Source organism: Acidovorax sp. DMC1, from assembly GCF_056314325.1.
Genome location: NZ_JBQUYO010000001.1, coordinates 287189 through 306422 on the forward strand (window position 1 = coordinate 287189; position 19234 = coordinate 306422).

Annotated in this window: 19 protein-coding genes; 11 read left to right on the forward strand and 8 right to left on the reverse strand. The window is 66.7% G+C overall.

What is annotated here, in order from left to right; genetic code table 11:
* The first annotated feature begins 17 nt into the window (after positions 1-17).
* From ACT531_RS01335 to ACT531_RS01370, 8 genes are all read left to right on the forward strand, one after another.
* Positions 18-1640: a sigma-54 interaction domain-containing protein gene (locus tag ACT531_RS01335; RefSeq protein WP_476016216.1), complete on the forward strand. Its 1623-nt coding sequence runs from the start codon at positions 18-20 to the stop codon at positions 1638-1640.
* A 234-nt stretch (positions 1641-1874) separates the two neighbouring features.
* A complete protein-coding gene (locus ACT531_RS01340) occupies positions 1875-2786 on the forward strand; it encodes a sulfurtransferase (RefSeq protein WP_476016217.1) in 912 nt (303 codons plus the stop codon).
* An 86-nt stretch (positions 2787-2872) separates the two neighbouring features.
* The gene (locus ACT531_RS01345) at positions 2873-3451 is read left to right on the forward strand and encodes an OsmC family protein (RefSeq protein ID WP_066789476.1); all 579 of its coding nucleotides are present in this window, start codon (positions 2873-2875) and stop codon (positions 3449-3451) included.
* 45 nt (positions 3452-3496) lie between these two features.
* The gene (locus ACT531_RS01350) at positions 3497-4654 is read left to right on the forward strand and encodes an acyl-CoA dehydrogenase family protein (protein WP_476016218.1); all 1158 of its coding nucleotides are present in this window, start codon (positions 3497-3499) and stop codon (positions 4652-4654) included.
* Complete coding sequence (locus ACT531_RS01355) at positions 4651-5973, forward strand: FAD-dependent oxidoreductase (protein ID WP_476016219.1); 1323 nt, start codon at positions 4651-4653, stop codon at positions 5971-5973. Before ACT531_RS01350 ends, ACT531_RS01355 begins: the two co-directional genes overlap by 4 nt.
* Positions 5974-6123: 150 nt before the next feature.
* Positions 6124-6702 carry a DUF3455 domain-containing protein gene (locus tag ACT531_RS01360; RefSeq protein WP_476016220.1) on the forward strand — a complete coding sequence of 193 codons (579 nt, stop codon included), beginning with the start codon at positions 6124-6126 and terminating at the stop codon, positions 6700-6702.
* A gap of 107 nt (positions 6703-6809) precedes the next feature.
* Positions 6810-7376, forward strand: a complete 567-nt coding sequence (locus ACT531_RS01365; protein WP_476016221.1) for a sigma-70 family RNA polymerase sigma factor — start codon at positions 6810-6812, stop codon at positions 7374-7376.
* Positions 7373-8143, forward strand: coding sequence for an anti-sigma factor (locus ACT531_RS01370; RefSeq protein ID WP_476016222.1), 771 nt, complete (start codon positions 7373-7375; stop codon positions 8141-8143). Before ACT531_RS01365 ends, ACT531_RS01370 begins: the two co-directional genes overlap by 4 nt.
* Before the next feature lie 22 nt (positions 8144-8165).
* Here ACT531_RS01370 and cynS read toward each other — a convergent pair whose 3' ends face one another.
* The 6 genes from cynS to ACT531_RS01400 all read right to left on the reverse strand — a co-directional run bounded on the left by cynS (position 8166) and on the right by ACT531_RS01400 (position 13909).
* On the reverse strand, positions 8166-8609 hold the full coding sequence (gene cynS, locus ACT531_RS01375; protein WP_008905293.1) for a cyanase: 444 nt from the start codon (positions 8607-8609) through the stop codon (positions 8166-8168).
* A gap of 113 nt (positions 8610-8722) precedes the next feature.
* Positions 8723-9598 (reverse strand): ABC transporter ATP-binding protein, encoded by an 876-nt coding sequence (locus ACT531_RS01380; protein ID WP_291442142.1) that lies wholly within the window; start codon positions 9596-9598, stop codon positions 8723-8725.
* A complete protein-coding gene (ntrB, locus tag ACT531_RS01385; RefSeq protein WP_309826967.1) occupies positions 9588-10454 on the reverse strand; it encodes a nitrate ABC transporter permease in 867 nt (288 codons plus the stop codon). The genes ACT531_RS01380 and ntrB overlap by 11 nt, the downstream gene beginning before the upstream one ends.
* Before the next feature lies 1 nt (position 10455).
* Complete coding sequence (locus tag ACT531_RS01390) at positions 10456-11862, reverse strand: CmpA/NrtA family ABC transporter substrate-binding protein (RefSeq protein WP_476016223.1); 1407 nt, start codon at positions 11860-11862, stop codon at positions 10456-10458.
* Positions 11863-12008: 146 nt separating this feature from the next.
* Positions 12009-12704 (reverse strand): response regulator, encoded by a 696-nt coding sequence (locus tag ACT531_RS01395; protein WP_476016224.1) that lies wholly within the window; start codon positions 12702-12704, stop codon positions 12009-12011.
* Positions 12701-13909, reverse strand: coding sequence for a sensor histidine kinase (locus tag ACT531_RS01400; protein ID WP_476016225.1), 1209 nt, complete (start codon positions 13907-13909; stop codon positions 12701-12703). Before ACT531_RS01400 ends, ACT531_RS01395 begins: the two co-directional genes overlap by 4 nt.
* Positions 13910-14000: 91 nt before the next feature.
* Between ACT531_RS01400 and ACT531_RS01405 the strand changes: the two genes are divergently transcribed.
* Genes ACT531_RS01405 through ACT531_RS01415 form a run of 3 tightly spaced genes read left to right on the forward strand, consistent with a single transcriptional unit; the run spans position 14001 to position 16713 of the window.
* Positions 14001-14852, forward strand: a complete 852-nt coding sequence (locus ACT531_RS01405) for an ABC transporter permease (protein ID WP_476016226.1) — start codon at positions 14001-14003, stop codon at positions 14850-14852.
* The gene (locus ACT531_RS01410) at positions 14849-15364 is read left to right on the forward strand and encodes a hypothetical protein (RefSeq protein WP_476016227.1); all 516 of its coding nucleotides are present in this window, start codon (positions 14849-14851) and stop codon (positions 15362-15364) included. The genes ACT531_RS01405 and ACT531_RS01410 overlap by 4 nt, the downstream gene beginning before the upstream one ends.
* A complete protein-coding gene (locus tag ACT531_RS01415) occupies positions 15361-16713 on the forward strand; it encodes a GAF domain-containing protein (RefSeq protein ID WP_043565971.1) in 1353 nt (450 codons plus the stop codon). Before ACT531_RS01410 ends, ACT531_RS01415 begins: the two co-directional genes overlap by 4 nt.
* 3 nt (positions 16714-16716) lie before the next feature.
* Here the strand turns inward: ACT531_RS01415 and ACT531_RS01420 are convergent, their stop codons facing one another.
* Together ACT531_RS01420 and ACT531_RS01425 are read right to left on the reverse strand one after the other, a co-directional pair.
* Complete coding sequence (locus ACT531_RS01420; protein WP_476016228.1) at positions 16717-17454, reverse strand: hemerythrin domain-containing protein; 738 nt, start codon at positions 17452-17454, stop codon at positions 16717-16719.
* A 188-nt stretch (positions 17455-17642) separates the two neighbouring features.
* On the reverse strand, positions 17643-19232 hold the full coding sequence (locus ACT531_RS01425) for a GMC family oxidoreductase (RefSeq protein WP_476016229.1): 1590 nt from the start codon (positions 19230-19232) through the stop codon (positions 17643-17645).
* Between the last annotated feature and the right edge of the window lie 2 nt (positions 19233-19234).

The window sequence follows — 19234 nt, forward strand, 5'->3', positions numbered from 1 at the left end:
CCGGCATGCGTACCCCCATGCCACCGCACTCCCCACCCAGCCCCGCCACCGACTGGCACGCGCAGGAGCTGCTGCTCATGCGCGAGGTGATGCGCCTCATCGGCCGCAGCCTGGCGCCCGGGCTGGTGCTGCGCGAGATGCTGCACCTGATGAGCGAACTGCTGGGCCTGAACCGGGGGCGCATCGTGCTGGTGGACGCAGCGCCCACCGCCCCGGCCGGCGCGCCGCGCACTGCCTCCATCCAGCACGCCTACGGCCTCACCCAGGCCGAGGTGGCGCGGGGCCGTTATGCCTGGGGTGAGGGCATCACGGGCCGCGTGCTGGCCTCGGGGCAGCCCGCCATCGTGCAGGACATCGATGCCGAACCGCTGTTCCTGGCCCGCGCGGTGGCGCGCAGCCAGCTGCCTCCCGAGACGGTGGCCTTCATCGCCCTGCCCATCGAGGTCAATAACGCGCCCATCGGCGTGCTGGCCTGCCACCGCATCCGCAGCCGCCAACGCCACCTGAACGACGACCTGGCGGTGCTGCGCGTGCTGGCCACGCTGGTGGGGCAGCTGCTGCAGCTGGAAGCCCTGGTGGCCGAGCAGACGCGGCAGCTGGAGGCGCGCAACGCTGTGCTGGCCAATGCGCTCAACACCAAAAGCGCGCGCTACGGGCTCATTGGCAGCTCGCCGCCGCTGCTGCAGGCCCTGAGCGAGCTGGAACGCGTGTCGCAAACCCAGGCCACCGTGCTGCTGCTGGGCCAGTCGGGCACGGGCAAGGAGCTGTTTGCGCGCGCCGTGCACCTGGCCAGCGGGCGGCGCGACCGGCCCTTCATCAAGGTCAACTGCTCGGCCATTCCGGACGCGCTGTTCGAGTCCGAACTGTTTGGCTATGAAAAAGGCGCGTTCACCGGCGCCAGCACGGCCCGCGCGGGCTGGTTCGAGCAGGCCGACAGTGGCACCATCTTTCTGGACGAGATTGGCGAGTTGCCGCTGGCCATGCAGTCCAAGCTGCTGCGCACGCTGCAAGAGGGTACGCTGGTGCGACTGGGCGGGCAGCGCGAGGTCAAGGTCAACGTGCGCCTGGTGGCGGCCACCCACCGCGACCTGGCGGCCGATGTAGAGGCCGGCCGCTTTCGGCAGGACTTGTATTACCGCCTGCACGTGATTCCAATCCACCTGCCCTCGCTGGCCGAGCGGCGCGAGGACATCCGCGCGCTGGCGCTGCACTTTGTGAGTCGCGCCAACCAGGCGCACCAGCGCAACGTGAACCTCTCGCCCGACGCGCTGGCGCGGCTGGAAGAACACCCCTGGCCCGGCAACATCCGCGAGCTGGGCAATGTGATCGAACGCCTGGTGCTGCTGACCAATGACACGCTGGTGACCCGTGCAGAGCTGGACCGGTTTCTGCCGGCCGTGTCCGCGCCCCTGCCTTCGCCGTCCGTACCATCGCCCCCAGCCACCACCAGGGCAACAGCACAGCCGGCCATTGCCCCGGCGCCGCTGGTGCGTGACTACGCGCCCGCCCAGTCGCACAGCGTGTTGGTGCTGCAGACAGCACTGGCCGAGCACCACGGCAACCAGTCGCGCGCCGCGCAGAGCCTGGGGCTGACGCTGCGGCAGTTCAGCTACCGGCTGCGCAAGGCGGGTCTGAAGTGACGACGGACACTGTGTCGACAATGTGTCAACACAGTGTCCAGGGCCGTCTGGTCCACCCCGACCAGCGGCATGTGGCAACACTCCATTCACTATCAAATCAATAGCTGTCAGCGCATATTCCACTAGCGTAAAAAGCCATTTCCATTCAAATCCTCTCATCCACAACCGCTCTGGCACACCTGTTGCGATAAGGAGGGCAGGCATCCCGCCCACCACCGCACCGAAAGGTTTTCCATGAGCACAGTGACCGCTACCGGCTCCGACGCCGTCCTCATCTCGCCCACCCAGTTGGTGGCCCTGCAAGCCGCAGAGCCTGTGGTGCTGATCGACACCCGCGACGCCGACACCTACGCCCTGGGGCACATCCCCGGCGCGGTGAACCTGCGCGAGACCTTCACGTACCTGGCCACCTCCACGCCCCAGGGGCTGCAGGAGCTGAAGGACACCTTCGCCGCGCACCTGGGCGCCATCGGCCTGTCGGGTGCGGAGACGGCGGTGTTCTATGAAGATGCGCTCAACAGCGGCTACGGTCAGTCCTGCCGGGGCTACTACCTGCTGACCTGGCTGGGCTACCCCAAGGTCAAGGTATTGAATGGCGGCTACTCGGCCTGGAAGGCGGCAGAGCTACCCGTCTCCACCGAGGCCGTGGTGCCCACCCCTGCCATCTTCCCCACCAACCTGGCCACCACCGACGTGATGCTGACCAAGGAAGACGTGATCGAGGCCCTGGGCACCGACACCGTGCTGCTGGACGTGCGCGATGTGGACGAATGGATTGGCGACAGCTCCAGCCCCTACGGCAAGGACTTTGCGCCCCGCAAGGGCCGCCTGCCCGGCGCCAAGTGGCTGGAGTGGTACCGCTTCATGAAGCCCTCACCCCAGGGCCCCGTCTTCAAGTCGCCCGACGAAGTGCGCGCCGAATGCGCCACGGCGGGCATCAGCCCGGCGGACACGGTGTACCTGTATTGCTTCAAGGGCGCGCGTGCGTCCAACACCTTCCTCGCGCTCAAGCAGGCGGGCTTTGCCGATGTGCGCATGTACTTCGGCTCGTGGAACGAATGGTCGCGCGACGACAAGCTGCCGATCGAAAGCGGTCTGCCGCTGGTCAAGTTCCCCAAAAAGCCTGCGCTGGCGCTGGCGGCCTGAGCCCCGCGCGTTGTTGCAGCGGGCGTGGCCCGCTGCGAACCCTGTCCTTCTTTTTTGCATTCCCTTCTCTTTCTTCAAGGAACACCATGTCCACCGATCTGCTGGAACCCTCTGCCCCCACCACCATCGTGACCACCGTGCACACGCACCTGCGCCCCATCGACCGCGACGGCCTGATGGCCTTTGCCGACAAGGGCCGCAACAACCCCGCCAGCCGTGGCACCAACAAGGTCCACACGGTGATGGAAGGGCAGTACCGCTCGCTGAGCTATGTGGGCAATCATGCGCCGGTGGTGGTGGACGAGCCGCTGCACCTGTTCGGCCAGGACACGGCGCCAGCGCCCGGCGAAATCGTGCTGTCAGGCCTGGGCGGCTGCCTGGCCGTGGGGATCACGGCGGTGGCCACCTGGAAGCAGGTCAAGCTCAGCAAGATCGAGGTGTTCATGGAAGGCGACATCGGCAACCCCGCCGCCTGGGGCGCTGGCGGCGCGCTGCAAAAGACGCCGCCCGAAATGGGCTTCCAGGCCATCCGCGTGAAGGTGCTGGTGGAGGGCGACGCGCCGCGCGAGGTGCTCGACGAGATCGTGCAGCACGCCAACTTCTACTCGCCCGTGGCCAACAGCATGCGCAACCCCATTCCCTTCGAAATCAGTCTGGCGGACTAAAGAGCCCCCCACCATCGAGCCCGCCCCGCGCACCCAAGGAGCCCCATGAACCCCGCCGACCTCCCTCCCCAACTCCACCTGGACGGCGCCCTGCGGGGCGATGCGCTGCTGGCCGCCGTGCGCCAGATTGCCCAGGGCCCGCTGGCCGCGCAGGTGGAGGCGATTGACCGCACCGGCTACTACCCCTGCGCCGAGCTGCAGCAACTGGCCGCCGTGGGGGCGATGAGCGCGCACCTGGACAGCACGGCGGGCCCCGCCGACTACGGCTTGGCCATCCGCGCCATGGCCGAGGCCTCGCGCGTGTGCGGCGCCACCGGCTTCATGATGTGGTGCCAGGCGGTGTGCGGGCTGTACCTGCAGCAGTCGGGCAACCCCGCGCTGATGGGCGATGTGCTGCAGCGCCACGCCAGCGGCGCGGGCATGGGTGGCACGGCGCTGTCCAACCCCATGAAGAGCTATGCCCAGATCGAAAACCTGCTGCTCAAGGCCACGCCAGTGGAGGGTGGCTATCTCATCAACGGCACCCTGCCCTGGGTGAGCAACCTGGGGCCTGACCACTACTGTGGCGCGATCGCGGCGGTGGTGGAGGCCGACAGCACGGCCAGCCAGCGCGAGGTGATGTTCCTGCTGCGCTGCAACGCACCGGGCGTGGAGATGCGCGAATGCCCCAGCTTCTCGGCCATGGAGGGCACGGGCACCTATGCACTGCGGCTCAAGGACCATTTCATCGGCACGGCCGACATCATGGCCGACCCTACGCGTCCTTTCATCGCCCGCATCCGAGCGGCGTTTGTGATGCTGCAATGTGGCATGGCCGTGGGCATCACCCAGGGCGCCATCGACTCGATGTGGGCGGTGGAGGCCCAACTGGGCCACGTCAACCAGTTCCTGGAAGACCGGCCCGACGCGCTGCAGGCCGAGCTGGATGCACTGACCGCACGCGTCATGCAACTGGCCCAGACGCCGTTCGACACAAGCACCGACTTCTTCATCGACGTGCTGGACGCCCGCGCCCACGGCGCGGAGCTGTGCCTGCGCGCCGCCCAGTCCGCCCTGATGCACCAGGGTGCACGCGGCTACCTCATGAGCTCGGACGTGCAGCGCCGCGTGCGCGAGTCGCACTTTGTGGCCATCGTCACGCCCGCCATCAAGCACCTGCGCAAAGAGATTGCCCGGCTCAGTGCCGAGGAGATGCCTGCATGACGCCTGCCACAACCACCACCACGCCGTCGGCAGACTCCGCCTTCGCATTGAGCGCCGCCTCGCAGGCCGTACACAATGCGTTGGCCGACGCGGCAACACAAGCGCCCTGGCAAAGCTACATCTGCAACGCCTGCGGCTACGTCTACCACGAGGCCGACGGCGACCCCGATGGCGGCCTGCCGCCGGGCACGCGGCTGGCAGACATACCCGACGACTGGGCCTGCCCCCTGTGCGGCGTGACCAAGGCCGATTTTTCTCCGTACGAAGCCCCCACGCTGGAGGCGCTGCGGGCGCAGGCCAGCGCAGCGCCAGCCGCCTCCCTGCGCGTGCGTGGCGAGCCGGGCGTGGTCATCGTCGGCGCGGGCCGTGCAGGCTGGCAACTGGCCGAAACCCTGCGCCAACACAGCGCCACGCTGCCCATCACCCTGGTGACGGCCTGCGCGGGCGACCGGTACGACAAGCCTTTGCTGTCGGTGGCCATGGCGCGCCAGCTGGACCCGCTGGCCCTGGTGTCCGAAACCGGCCGCGATGCAGCGTTGCGCCTGGGTGTCACTCTGCTGGCCCACACCCATGCCGTGCGAATATGCGCCGACACCCGCCAACTGCGCACCACACGGGGCGTGCTGCGCTACGGCCACCTGGTGCTGGCCCACGGCGCACAGGCTACCTTGCCGCCGGGGTTGCCCGCCAGCCTGTGCTGGCGCGTCAACCACCTGGACGCCTACCAGCGCCTGCGCCAGCACCTGGGCGACCAGCCCAAGGACGTGCTCATCATTGGCTCAGGCCTGGTCGGCAGCGAGCTGGCCAACGACCTGGCACTGGGCGGACACCGCATCACGCTGCTGGACACGGCCAACGAACCACTGGCACGCTGGCACGACCAGCAGGCGGGGCCCCAGTTGCTGGACGCATGGAAGGACCTGTCCATCCGCTTTGAGGGGGGCCTGCAGGTGCGGGAAGTGGAACGCGTGGGCTCGCGCTACCGCGTCACCACCACCACTGGGCGGCGGTTTGCAGCCGATGAAGTGGTGGTGGCCGCCGGCCTGCAGCCGCCCCCACGGCTGGCGCAGAGTGCGGCCCTGGCCTGGGCCAACGGCATTGCGGTGGACAGCGCCAACTTGCAAACCAGCGTAAGCGGCATCCATGCGCTGGGCGATTGCATCAGCATTGACGGGCAGTGCAGCCGCTATATCGAGCCGATTGCCCGGCAGGCGCGCACCCTGGCTGCCGCCATCCTGGGCCAGCCCGCCGCTCCCTACGAGCACCGGGCGGCGGTGGTGCGAGTCAAGACCACCACCCGGCCGATGACCCTGCATTGAGGCAGTCCCGTCCGGGACGGATATCCTGCCCGGACCGGCATCGGAAAATTTTTTTGCATCCACTGCATCCAAACGGCGTTTTCGTGGGTAGTACCTACAGCAGCTCATCTTGCTGCTGTCCTATCAACCCATAGACAAGAGAGAAACGCCATGACCATCCACACGTCCAAGACCTCCCGCCTGCTCCCTCTGACGGGTGCCGTTGCCGCCGCCGTGCTGCTGAGCGCCTGCGGCTCGATGATGTCGTCGCCCTCCAAACCCATGTATTCGCAGGACAGCCTGCCCGACAGCATCAAGGTACCGGCTGGCAACAAGGTCGCGATGGAGACCGTGGGCGTGGGCGAGATCACCTACGAATGCCGCGACAAGGCCAACATGCCGGGCCAGACCGAATGGGTGTTCGTGGGCCCCAAGGCTGTGCTGAATGACCGCAGCGGCAAGCAAGTGGGCACCTACTATGGTCCGCCCGCCACCTGGGAGTCGAACGACGGTTCCAAGCTGACAGCCACCCAGCTGGCCGTGGCGCCTTCGGGCACGGGCAACCTGCCCTTCCAGCTCGTCAAGGCCAACCCCGCCATGGGTTCGGGCGCCATGACGGGCGTAACCTTCATCCAGCGCGTGGCCTTGAAGGGCGGCGTGGCACCCGCTGCTGCCTGCACCACCGCCAACAAGGGCGAGCGCCAGATCGTGAAGTACCAGGCCGACTACATCTTCTGGAAGGCCGCGTAAACCGCCCACACGCAATCCCTTGCCCAGCGGGGGCTACCGCCAGGCGGTGGCGGGTTTGCGGCTACGATGCGCGCACCTATCAGCCACCGCCCCGCTGCCCGCACACCGTGCCCGACACCCCTGGCGATTTTGACTACGAAGCCGCTCTGGCCGCCTGCGCAGCGGGCGACCGGCAGGCCATGCACCGCCTGTACCAACAGGAGGGCGCGCGGCTGCTGGGTGTGGCGCTGCGCATCGTGCGCCAGCGCGCGCTCGCCGAGGACATCGTGCACGATGCCTGCGTGAACATCTGGACCCGCGCCGCCAGCTACGACACGTCCCGTGGCAGCGCACGCGGCTGGATCTACAGCGTGGTGCGCAACCTGGCCCTGAACGCCGTGCGCGACGCAAGCCGCCACGTGGATGTGGACGACACCACCACCCAAGCCCTGGAGGCCGACATGTCTGTGCAGGCCCACCACGAGGTGGAGGAAACCTTTGAACTCAACGCCAGCCTGGGCCGCCTGCAGCATTGCCTGGAGGCCTTGGACCCGGCGCGCCGCAACTGCGTGCTGCACGCCTATGTGGACGGCTGCTCGCACAGCGAAATCGCCGAACGTCTGGGCGCCCCGCTGGGCACCGTGAAAGCCTGGATACGGCGCAGCCTGGTATCGCTGCGGGAGTGCATGGCATGACCGATGTGCGCAACACACCGCCTACCCCCTCGCCGGACGACCTGCATGTGCTGGCGGGTGAGTACGTGCTGGGCACCCTGGCCGTAGCAGAGCGCCGTGCCGTGCAGCAACGCCTGCCCGGTGACCGAGCACTGCAGCAGGCGGTGGCCGAATGGGAAGCCCGCCTGCTGCCGCTGACCCAGCTGGCCGAGCCCATCGCGGCGCCCGCCGCCTTGTGGGCGCGCATCGATCAATCGCTGCAAGCAGCCAGCGCACAGCAGGCCGCGCCCCCCGTTACCACGCCACCTCGCGCCAACACCGAGCGCAAGCCTTCTGTCCGCTGGTGGGACCACCTGGGCCTGTGGCGGGCCCTTGCAGGGTCAGGCTTTGCGATGGCGGCGGTGCTCGCGGCGGTGCTGGTCACGCGCACCGCACCCGTGGCCGCGCCGCCGCAGTTCATGGTGGTGCTGGTCGCGCCGCAGGACAAGGCGCCCGGCTGGGTGGTGCAGGCCAGCTCGCCGCGGCAGATCAGCCTGATTCCTCTGGGCGTGGCCGAAGTGCCCGCCGACAAGGCCCTGGAGTTCTGGACCAAGGCCGACGGCTGGAGCGGCCCCGTGTCGCTGGGCCTGGTGCAGCCCGGTCAGCCCCTGCAGATCCCGCTGGACAAGCTGCCGCCGCTGCAGCCCAACCAGTTGTTCGAGCTGACGCTGGAGCCGCCGACGGGCTCGCCGATTGGCAAACCCACGGGGCCCATCCAGTTCATCGGCCGCGCCGTCAAAGTGCTGTGACGAACACAGCCTGGGCCCAATTTCAGTACTGCTTGTAGGGCAGGAACTTGCCGGACAACACTACGTTGACACGGTCGCCATTGGGGTTGGCTTCGCGCTGGATGTCCATGCTGAAGTCGATGGCGCTCATGATGCCGTCGCCAAACTCTTCGTGGATCAGTTCCTTGATGGTGGTGCCGTACACGCTCACCACCTCGTACCAGCGGTAGATCAGCGGGTCCGTGGGCACGGGCGTGGGCAGCGAGCCCTTGTAAGGCACCACTTGCAGCCACTTCTGCTCCTCGGCCGTGAGGCCGAAGATCTTGCCGACGATCTTGGCCTGCTCGGGGGTGGCGGTCATCTGGCCCAGGCACAGGGCCGTGGTCCATTCCTTGGACTGGCCGACCTTCTTGGCAATGGCCTCCCATTGCAGGCCCTTGGCGACCTTGGTGCTGATGATCTTTTCGGTAACGTCGTTGCGGTTCATGGTGATGGCTCCTTCGGTTGGATGGGTTTTGGAACGGGGAACAAAAACTTCAGGGTGCAGCCCTCCCTGCCACCCACAAGGGGCAACACGACAGGGCTTGGTTGCTCAGGAATTCAGTGGGCTTTGGCGCGCGTCACCAGGAAGTCCACGATGTGGTTGCGCAGCGCGTAGTAGCCGTCCAGGTGGTGCAGGCTGGTGCGCGTGCGCTCGCGCGGTAGCGGGTTCACCACCACCTCGGCGATGCCACCGGGGCGATAGCCCTCGGGCGTCTCGTTGCCGTTGCTCATCAGCAGAATGCGGTCAGCCAGCAAAATGGCTTCGTCCACATCGTGCGTGATCATGAACACCGTCTGCTGCGTCTGGCGCACGATGGTCATCAGTTCGTCTTGGATGGTGCCGCGTGTGAGCGCATCGAGTGCGCCAAAGGGCTCATCCAGCAGCAGCATCTTGGGCTGGATGGAGAACGCGCGCGCAATGCCCACGCGCTGCTTCATGCCGCCCGAGAGTTGCGAAGGCTTCTTGTCGATGGCAGGGCTCAGGCCTACCAGCGCCACGAACTTCTCCACATGCACATCGACCTGGCTCCTCTTCCAGTCCGGCCAGCGCGACTTCACGGCGAACGCAATGTTCTGGCGCACCGTGAGCCAGGGCATGAGCGCATGGCTCTGGAACACCACGCCCCGGTCCAGGCTGGGGCCGGCCACTTCGCGCCCGTCCATGATGACGGTGCCCGAGGTGGCGGTGTCCAGCCCCGCCAGCACATTCAGGATGGTGGTCTTGCCGCAGCCCGAGTGGCCGATGATGCAGACGAACTCGCCCTTGTCGAGCGTGAACGACACGTCGGCAAACACGGGTTTGGCGGGTACAAAGGCTTTGCTCAGCCGGTCGATCTGGAGGAAGCCTTGGGTCACGGCAGAGGCCTTTCGTTGCGGTGCGTCAGTGGCAAGAGGGGCTGGAACAGCCGGGCGCTGGGCAACATCACTCCACATAGGTCACCACCTTCTGCAGCTGGCCAAACGCCAGGTCGAGCAACATGCCCACCACGCCGATCACCAGGATGGCAAAGATCACGTTGGTGAGCGACAGGTTGTTCCACTCGTTCCACACGAAGTAGCCAATCCCCGTGCCGCCCACCAGCATCTCGGCGGCCACAATCACCAGCCACGCGATGCCCATGCTGATGCGCATGCCCGTGAGGATGGTGGGCGCTGCGGCAGGCAGGATCACCAGGAAGGCCTTGCGCAGCGGGTTCACTTCCAGTGTGGCCGACACGTTGAGCCAGTCGCGCTTGACCGATGCCACACCAAACGCCGTGTTCACCAGCATGGGCCACACCGAGCAGATGAAGATCACAAAGATGCCCGAGATGGATGAGTCCTTGATGGTGTAGAGCGCGAGCGGCATCCACGCCAGCGGGCTGATGGGCTTGAGCACCTGGATGAACGGGTCGAACGCGCGGCGCAGCAGCGGCGACATGCCGATGATGAAGCCGAGCGGGATCGCCACCAGGCAGGCCAGGCCAAAGCCCAGCGCCACGCGGCCCAGCGAGTGCGCCAGCTGGATGGCGATGCCTTTGTCGTTGGGACCGTTGTCGTAGAACGGGTTGGACAGGTGGCCCCACACCGTGCTGCCCATCGCACCCAGCGTGGGAAAGCCACCGCTCTTGGATGCGCCCGGGTCCTTGCCCATCATCTTGGCGTACTCGATCTGCTCGGCCGTCATGCCCGCCGTGCCGCCGCCAGCGCCCGAGGACGACGTGGCCACGTACCAGATGCCCAGCAGCGTGAGGAAGATGAGCACGGACAGCAGGCCCGCGCGCAGGTTGAGGTTTTTGGTGGCAGTCATGTCATGCCGCCTTGCGGATGGGGAAGCTCTTCGCGTATTCGGCAGCCTTCGCCGCATCGAACTCCTTGCCCATGATCTTGAACTTGGGGTACGCGCCGTCGGGCACCTTCTGGTCCAACGCCTTCATCTGCTTTTTCGCATCCGTGATGAGGAACACCTTTTCGGCAATCTGCTTGTAGTCCACATCGCCCTTGATATAGCCCCAGCGCTGCATCTGCGTGAGCATCCACACGGCCATGCTTTGCCAGGGCATGGGGTCGAAGTCTGCGCGGTCGGGCACGTTCTGGATCTTGCCCAGGCCATCGGCGAACTTGCCGGTGAGCACCTGGTTGATCACGGCCTCGGGCTGGTTCAAGTAGGCCTGGGGGGCAATCACCTTGGAGATCAGCTCGCGGTTCTTGGGGTCGCGCGCCATGGCGGCCGAGGTAAGCACCGCGCGGTACAGCGCAGCAAAGGTGTTGGGGTTCTTCTGGATGAACTCGGTGCTGGTGCCGAAGGCGCAACAGGGGTGGCCGTTCCACAGGTCCTTGGTGAGCAGGTGGATGAAGCCGACTTCCTCGAACACGGCACGCTGGTTGAAAGGATCGGGGCCGAGGAAGCCGTCGATGTTGCCCGCACGCAGGTTGGCCACCATCTCGGCCGGTGGCACCACGCGCAGCTGCACGTCAGTGTCGGGGTTCAGGCCCGCCTCGGCCAGGTAGTAGCGCAACAGGAAGTTGTGCATGCTGTACTCGAAGGGGATCGCGAACTTGAAGCCCTTCCAGTTCTTGGGATCGCGGTTGTCCTTGTGCTTGAGGCTGAGCGTGATGGCCTGGCCGTTCACGTTCTGGATGGTGGCCACGTTCATCGGCGTGGCGTTGGAGCCCAGGCCCATGGAGATCGCCAGCGGCATCGGGCTCAAAAAGTGCGTAGCGTCGTACTCCTTGTTGATCATCTTGTCGCGGATCAGCGCCCAGCCGGCCGTCTTGGTGACTTCGACATTCAGGCCCTGCTTGCTGTAGAAGCCCAGCGGGTGGGCCATGATCAGCGGGGTGGCGCAGGTGATCGGGATGAAGCCGATCTTGAGGTTGGTCTTCTCCAGTGCGCCCTGCTTCTCTTGCGCCATGGCCTGCATGCTGGCCACAGGCAACACGCTCGCGATGGCCGCCATGGCCGTGCCCCTGCCCACCGCCTTGATGAAGCGGCGGCGCACTGCGTCTTGCGGAAACAGCGCCTTGACCAGCGTGGCTTCGATGAACTCGTTGCTGTAGAGCTCGAACTCACGGGTCTCGCTGCGCTGGCGCAGGGTGGCTGCGGCGGCATCGGCCGACACCTCGGCGTGGTGGTCGGCCACCGTGTGGTCGCGGCCACAGCTGCATTTCAGCATCAACGGGCGGTCGGCATCGTAGGGCGAGAAGAATTCGGACATGGCACACCTCGAAGAAGTTGGTGCCAGGCGTTACGCAAAGCGCGGGCCAGTTTTTGCCGGTGTCGACCCGCTGTCATGAATTCGTGGGTGTGGTGTCTACAGCGTGTAGGGCCAGCACTACAAACCGGGCATGCAACGCACCGAATTCACTCTGCCGGTGCGCCACGCGCCAGCAGCGCAAGCTCCACATCGTTGCGCGCGCCGGTCTTTTCGAGGACGCGGGCGCGGTAGGTGCTCACCGTGTTGGGCGCGAGCTTGAGCTGCGCACCAATTTCGCTCACGCTCTGCCCGGCAGTGAGGAGGCGGAACACCTGGTGCTCCCGATAGGAGAGCGCGTCCACCCCGGCGGGCGTGCCCTGCTGGGCGGTGCGCACCACCCCGGTGCGTTCTAGTGCACCTGCCAGGGCTTGCGCGGTCGCCTCCGTCAGGTAGCGCCCGCCAGCGGCCACCTTGCGCACGGCGGCCACCATGTCGTCGGGATCGGCGCTTTTGTGCAGGTAGCCCGCCGCGCCCATCTGGATGCAGCGCACTGCGTATTGCCGCTCGGGATAGGTGCTCAGCATCAGCACCGGCAATGCAGGCCAGGCCTTGCGCAGCGCCTGCAGCACTTCGAGGCCGTCCATGCCTGGCATGGCGATGTCCAGCAGCACCACGTCTAGGGCCAGCGTACCCGTGGCCCCTTGCAGTGCGGTGACCTGCTCCAGCACTTCGCTGCCCTGGGTGGCCTCAGCCACCACAGTGATCTCGGGCGCGCCATTGGCCGGGTCGCCCAGCACCTGCTTGAGCCCCTCCCGCACGATGCGGTGGTCATCCCCGATCAATACGCGAACCACGGAATTCATGACAGCTCCAGAGGAATCAGCAATTGCAGGCACGAGCCCTGCCCCGGCTCGCTGGTGATGCTCAACCGGCCCCCAAGCTGCCGTGCCCGCTCGCGCATGCCCATCACGCCATAGGCGGTGGGCGCCTCCAGGGCCTGGCGGGTGGCGCCCACGCCGTTGTCGCGCACGCGCAGTTGCAGCATCTCGTCCTGCACGTCGATGGCAATGTCGATGGCGCTGGCCTGCGCGTGGCGGCCCACATTGCTCAGCATCTCCTGGAAGATGCGGAACACAGCCATGGCTGCAGGCTCGGGCAAGTGCAAGGTGGCAGGCACCTCCATCTGCCACGCCAGCTCCAGTTCGGCCGACTGCACAAACTCCTGCGCCTGCCACTCCAGCGCCGCCCACAGGCCCTGGTGGTCCAGGATGCTGGGGCGCAGGTCGGTGATGATGCGGCCCACGTTGTCCACGGCGTTTTCGATCAGGCGGCTCATGTTCTGGCACTTGCAGCGCATCTGGGTGCGCATGTCACCCGCCGCCTCGGGCGTGCGCTCGCCCTGCTCGCCCAGGCGCTTGTGCAGCCAGTTCACATCCATCTTCAGCGCCACCAGCAGGCTGCCCAGCTCATCGTGCACCTCGCGGGCGATGCGGGTGCGTTCGTCCTCGCGCACCTGCTCGGAGTAGGCCGACAGCTCGCGCAGCTGCGCCAGCGCCTGCGACAGCTCCTGGGTGCGCGCGGCCACGCGGCGCTCCAGCTCGTCATTGGCGCGGGCCAGGTCGTCGTGCGCGCGCTGCAGTTCGTCGGCGGCGCGCTTGCGGCTGGTGATGTCCACAAAAGCAATGACGGCGCCGTGCACCTGCTCGCCCTCCAGGATGGGGTGGCTCGAATACTCCACGGCAAACGCCGAACCGTCCTGGCGCCAGAACACCTCGGTGTCCACCCGGCAGGGCAGGCCCTGGCGGAAGGCGTTGAAGATGGGGCAGTCGCTGTCGGCGTAGGGGCTGCCGTCAGGGTGGCTGTGGTGGGTGAGCGCGTGCATGTTGCGCCCCATCACCTCTTCGGCGGCAAAGCCCAGCATCTGTGCGCCCGCCCGGTTGATGAACACGCAGTTGCCGGCCAGATCGATGCCGAACACGCCTTCCCCCGTGGATTCCAGCAGCAGCCCGAGGCGGTTCTGCCAGAGGGCGCTGGCACCGGCAGGCAGGTTCAGGACATGGGTGGACATGGCAGCACCCAAGCAATGGGCGTGCCCAGCTGGAGGGGCAACTGCCGATCGGGGGCTGTGCGCGCGCCCGCCAACATCGCACAATAAGCGGATGCAAACCGTTACCCCGTCCTCCCTGGCCTCTGTGGCCCCGCCCCCGCCGTCGGTGTGGCGCCCGCCCAGCCTGTCCGTGCGCTGGTGGCCCGTGTTCATGCGCAACCTGCTGGTCTGGCGCAAGCTGGCCATCCCCAGCCTGGTGGGCAACATTGCCGAGCCGCTGATGTGGCTGGTGGCCTTTGGCTACGGCATGGGGGCACTGGTGGGGCAGGTGAATGTGGGCGGCGCAGCGGGCGACACCAAGGTGCCCTACATCCTGTTCCTGGCCAGCGGCTCGATCTGCATGAGCGCCATGAACGCGGCCAGCTTTGAGGCGCTGTACTCGGCCTTCTCGCGCATGCATGTGCAAAAGACCTGGGACGGCATCATGAACGCGCCGGTGAGCCTGGACGACGTGGTGCTGGCCGAAATGCTGTGGGCGGCGTTCAAGGCGCTGTTCACCGTCACGGCCATCCTGGGCGTGATGCTGGCCCTGGGTATCAGCCACAGCCCCAAGCTGCTGGTGGCCTGGCCGGTGCTGCTGTTCGTGGGCATCATGTTCTCCAGCATTGCGCTCATCTTCAATGCGCTGGCCAAGGGGTATGACTTCTTCACTTACTACTTCACGCTGGTGCTCACGCCCATGATGTTTCTCTCGGGCGTGTTCTTCCCGCGCGAGCAGCTGCCGCCCATCGTGCGCGCCATCTCCGACTGGCTGCCGCTGACCAACGCGGTCGAGCTGGTGCGCCCGCTGTTCATGGACCAGTGGCCCGCCCACCCCCTGCGCCATGGCCTGGTGCTGGTGGTGACCACGGTGGTCGCCTTCTGGGTGGCGCTGGCCCTAACCCGCAAGCGCTTCAAGGCATGACCGTGCTGCTCGGCACCAGCCATATCGCCATGGTGGCCAAGGGCGTGTCGGCCATCGTGGCGTCACGCGATGCGGCCCTGCGCCCCAGCATCATGCGGGCCGTGGGCAGCCACATCAGCGGCGATGGGCAGGAGGTCACGGTGTACCTGCGGCGCAGCCAGTCCGAGCAGTTGCTGCAGGACATTGCGCACACCGGCGAGATTGCCGTGGTGTTCAGCGTGCCATCCACCCACCAGACGCTGCAGCTCAAGGCCCGCCGGGCCACGCAGCGCCCGGCCCATGACGGCGATCTGCCCGTGTTGCAGGCCTACCTGCAGTCCATGGTGCAGGAGGTGGGCCGGGTGGGTTATGGGCCGCAGTATGTGGGCGCCATGCTGGCAGCACCGCTGCAGGATGTGGTGGCAGTGACATTCACCCCCACCAGCGCGTTCGACCAGACCCCAGGCCCACGCGCAGGCGCGGAGCTGTGTGCGCCGCCCGCACCACCCACACCACCCGTACCGCAGCCATGAGCACCGCAGCGCCGTCCCTGCACAGCATCCGCCCCTGCCTGGAAGGGGCGATTCCCGCCATCATGGCGACCTGCGACCCTGACGGCACACCCAACGTGGCCTACATCTCGCAGGTGGTCTATGTGGATGCGGCGCATGTGGCACTGTCGTTCCAGTTCTTCAACAAGACCCGCCAGAACATCCTGCGCAACCCGCGCGCGTCGGTGTTGGTGCTGGACCCAGTCACCGCCCACTTCTACCGCCTGCACCTGCTGTACGAACGCACCGAGGACAGTGGCCCGGTGTTCGAGAGCATGCGCGCGCAGCTGGCGGGCATTGCGTCGCATGCGGGCATGGCCGAGGTGTTTGAACTCAAAGGGGCCGACATCTACGCTGTGGAGCGCATCGAATCGGTGGCGGGCGAAGGCCTGCCGGCACCGGCGCCGCGTTCCGGTTTGCTGCACACGCTGCGTCTGTGCAGCGAGAGCATCGCGCGCTGCTCGGGGCTGGACGAGTTGCTGCAAGGCGCGCTGCAGGGCCTGCAGGACAAGCTGGGCATCCAGCACGCCATGGTGCTGATGCTGGACGCCAGCGCCCAGCAGCTCTACACGGTGGCCAGCTGCGGCTATGCCACATCGGGCGTGGGTTCCGAAATCCGGCTGGGCCAGGGAGTGATCGGCATGGCTGCGCGCGAGCGCACGCCGGTGCGCATCAGCCACATGACGCACGCCGCCCTGTACAGCCATGCCATCCGCGAAAGCATGGACGCGCATGCCACACCCGATGCACCCTCGTTGCGCGGCCTGGACATCCCCTACCCCGGCCTGCCCGAGCCGCACAGCCAGGTGGCGGTTCCGCTGCTGTCGGCCGGGCGCCTGCTGGGTGTGCTGTTCGCCGAGAGCCCCGAGGACATGCGCTTTGGCTTCGAGGATGAAGACCTGCTGGTGGCCATTGCGGGCCAGCTGGCCGCCGCCATCGATCTGCTGCAGGCCGCGCCCGATGCGCCCGAGCCGCTGCCTACTCCGACAGCGGCACCGCCAGTGAGCGGCAGCGCGCTGCGGGTGCGCCACTTTGCGGCCAACGACAGCGTGTTCATCAACGACGACTATTTGATCAAGGGGGTGGCGGGCGCCATTGTCTGGAAGCTGCTGCGCGACCACCAGCACACCGGGCGCGTGGACTTCACCAACCGCGAACTGCGGCTGGACCCCGCCCTGCGCCTGCCCGATGTGGCCGACAACCTGGAGGCCCGCCTGCTGTTGCTGCAGCGCCGCCTGCAAGAGAACTGCCCACACATCCACATCGAAAAAACGGGGCGCGGGCGCTTTCGGCTGTGCGTGCTGCGCCCCGTGGTGCTGGAAGACGCTTGAACCTCAGTGCACTAGGCCGGGCACCACCGCCAGGCCCAGGCTGCGCATCAGCTTGGTCCATTCGGGCTGCGTGAGGTGCGGCTGCACTTGTGCCAGCACTGCAGCCAACACAGGAGCAGGCGCATGCTGCTGCATGTCCGACAGCATGGCCGTGCGCTCGGCCGGCGACATGTAGGGCACCATCCAACGGGCCACCACCATCATTTCGTGCGGAGGGATCGAGGCCACCAGCGCATCGTGCACGCCCGCCAGTTCGGCATCGGTGTAGCACTGCCAGAGCACGCGGTTGTGGGCTGTCTCCTCTTCGTGCATGTGCTCGAAGTTGTGCGCCACAAACAGTGCCAGCTGCCGGTACAGGGCCAGGGTGGCCGCCGGACGTGCGGGCTTGGCGCAGGCCATCAGGTGGTTCACCCCGTCGGCCAGGGCCGTGATGGCCTGTTCGTGCTCCAGATGTTCGCCCGCAATGTTCTGGCTGGAGCCGGGCTGGCGCGCCTCCATGGCAGCGTGCACAAACTGGTTCTCGTGGTGCAGGTGCGCGCGGCACAGGTCCAGCAGCTGCATCACGCGGTCGCAGGTCTGGGCAAACTCCAGGTCGTCGTCCACATCCATGCGGCCCAGGCCCAGCAGCGTGTCGGCCATAAAGGCGCGCAGCGCCTTGTGGATGCTGGCGTACATGTCCATGCGGGGGGCGGCGGGTTGGGCTTGGGTCAGTGCGGCAATTTCGCGGGCATCAATCTTCATCACGTTCTTTCATGGCCTCGTTGGGCTCTTTCAGCGCCTTTTTTTGGGCGCCGGGCCGGGTGCACCATGCACCCGCTTCCATGCCAAGAAGTCTAGAAATTCGCCGCGTTGTTGCCTGTTAAAAACTCCTTAAACAGACCCTTTGAAAACCTTAAAAATCGCGCTCCGGGCGCCAAACGTGAAATCGTTCACGGCGCGGCGCGCAGCAGGTCCACCGCCTTTTCCGCAATCATCACCGTGGGCGCATTGGTGTTGCCGCTCACAATGCGCGGCATGATGGACGCGTCCACCACACGCAGGCCTGCGAGGCCATGCACGCGCAGTTCGGCATCCACCACATCCATGGGCCCAGGCCCCATGCGGCACGTGCCCACGGGGTGATAGATGGTGTCGGCGTACTGGCGGATGAACTGCTCGATCTCCGCGTCGGTGCGCGCACTGGCCGAAGCCGCCAGCTCCTTGGCGCCGAACTTCGCGAGCGCCGGTTGCATCAGGATCTCGCGCGTGCGCTTGAAGCCACGCACCATGCGCGCCATGTCGTCGGGGTCCGCCAGGAAGTTCGGGTCCACCAGTGGCAAGGCCATGGGGTCGCGGCTGGCCAGCGTGACCGAGCCCCGGCTCTTGGGCTGCAGCAGGCACACATGGGCCGAGTAGCCGTGGCCGAACACCGTCTTGCGCCCGTGGTCCACCAGCTTGCCGATCACAAAGTGCAGTTGCAGATCGGGCGCAGCCTCTGACGGGTCGCTCTTGATAAAGCCGCCCGCCTCGGCAAAGTTGGTGGTCAGCATGCCGGTGCGGTGCTTGCGCCATTCGACGATGCCGCGCAGCGTCTGCGCCATGCCCGAAAACGAGAGGCCGAACAGGTCCTTGAACTCAGGGGCGTCCAGCACCTGCACCACATCGGGGTGGTCGTGAAGATGCTGGCCCACGCCGGGCAGATCGTGCAGCACCGGGATGCCGTGTTGCTGCAAATGCGCGGCAGGCCCCACGCCCGACAGCATCAGCAGTTGCGGCGACAGCAGCGCGCCCGCACTCAGCAGCACTTCGCGCCCGGCGCGGACCTGCTTGATCGCGCCACCCTGGCGATATTCCACACCCACGGCGCGTGTGCCGTCGAACAGGATGCGCGTGGCATGCGCACCGGTGATGACCTGCAGGTTGGGCCGCGCCAGGTGCGGCGTGAGGTAGCCCTTGGCTGCGCTGTGGCGCTCGCCGTTCTTGTGCGTGACCTGGTACAGGCCCACGCCTTCCTGCGTGGCGCCGTTGAAGTCGGTGTTGTGCGGGTGCCCAGCCTGCACACCTGCGTCGGTGAAATACTGGCTGAACCGGTTGGGTGCATGCAGGTCTGCCACGTTGAAGGGGCCGCCCCGGCCATGCCAAGCGTTGGCGCCGCGTTCGTTGTTCTCGGCGCGCAGAAAGTACGGCTTCACATCTTCCCAGCCCCAGCCCGGGTTGCCCTGCGCGGCCCAGTGGTCGTAGTCGGCGTGCTGACCCCGGATGTAGACCATGGCGTTGATCGAGCTGGAGCCTCCCAGCACCTTGCCACGGGGCTGGTAGCCGCGCCGGTTGTTCAGCGCCGCCTGTGGTGTGGTGTTGAAGCCCCAGCCATTCAGCTCGAACTTGGCCATCACGGCCAGCCCGGCCGGGCAGTGGATGAGCACGCTGTTGTCGGCAGGCCCCGCCTCCAGCAGGCACACGCGCACTGCGGGGTTCTCAGTCAGGCGGCCGGCCAGCACGGAGCCTGCCGAGCCGCCGCCGATCACGATGTAGTCGAACATGT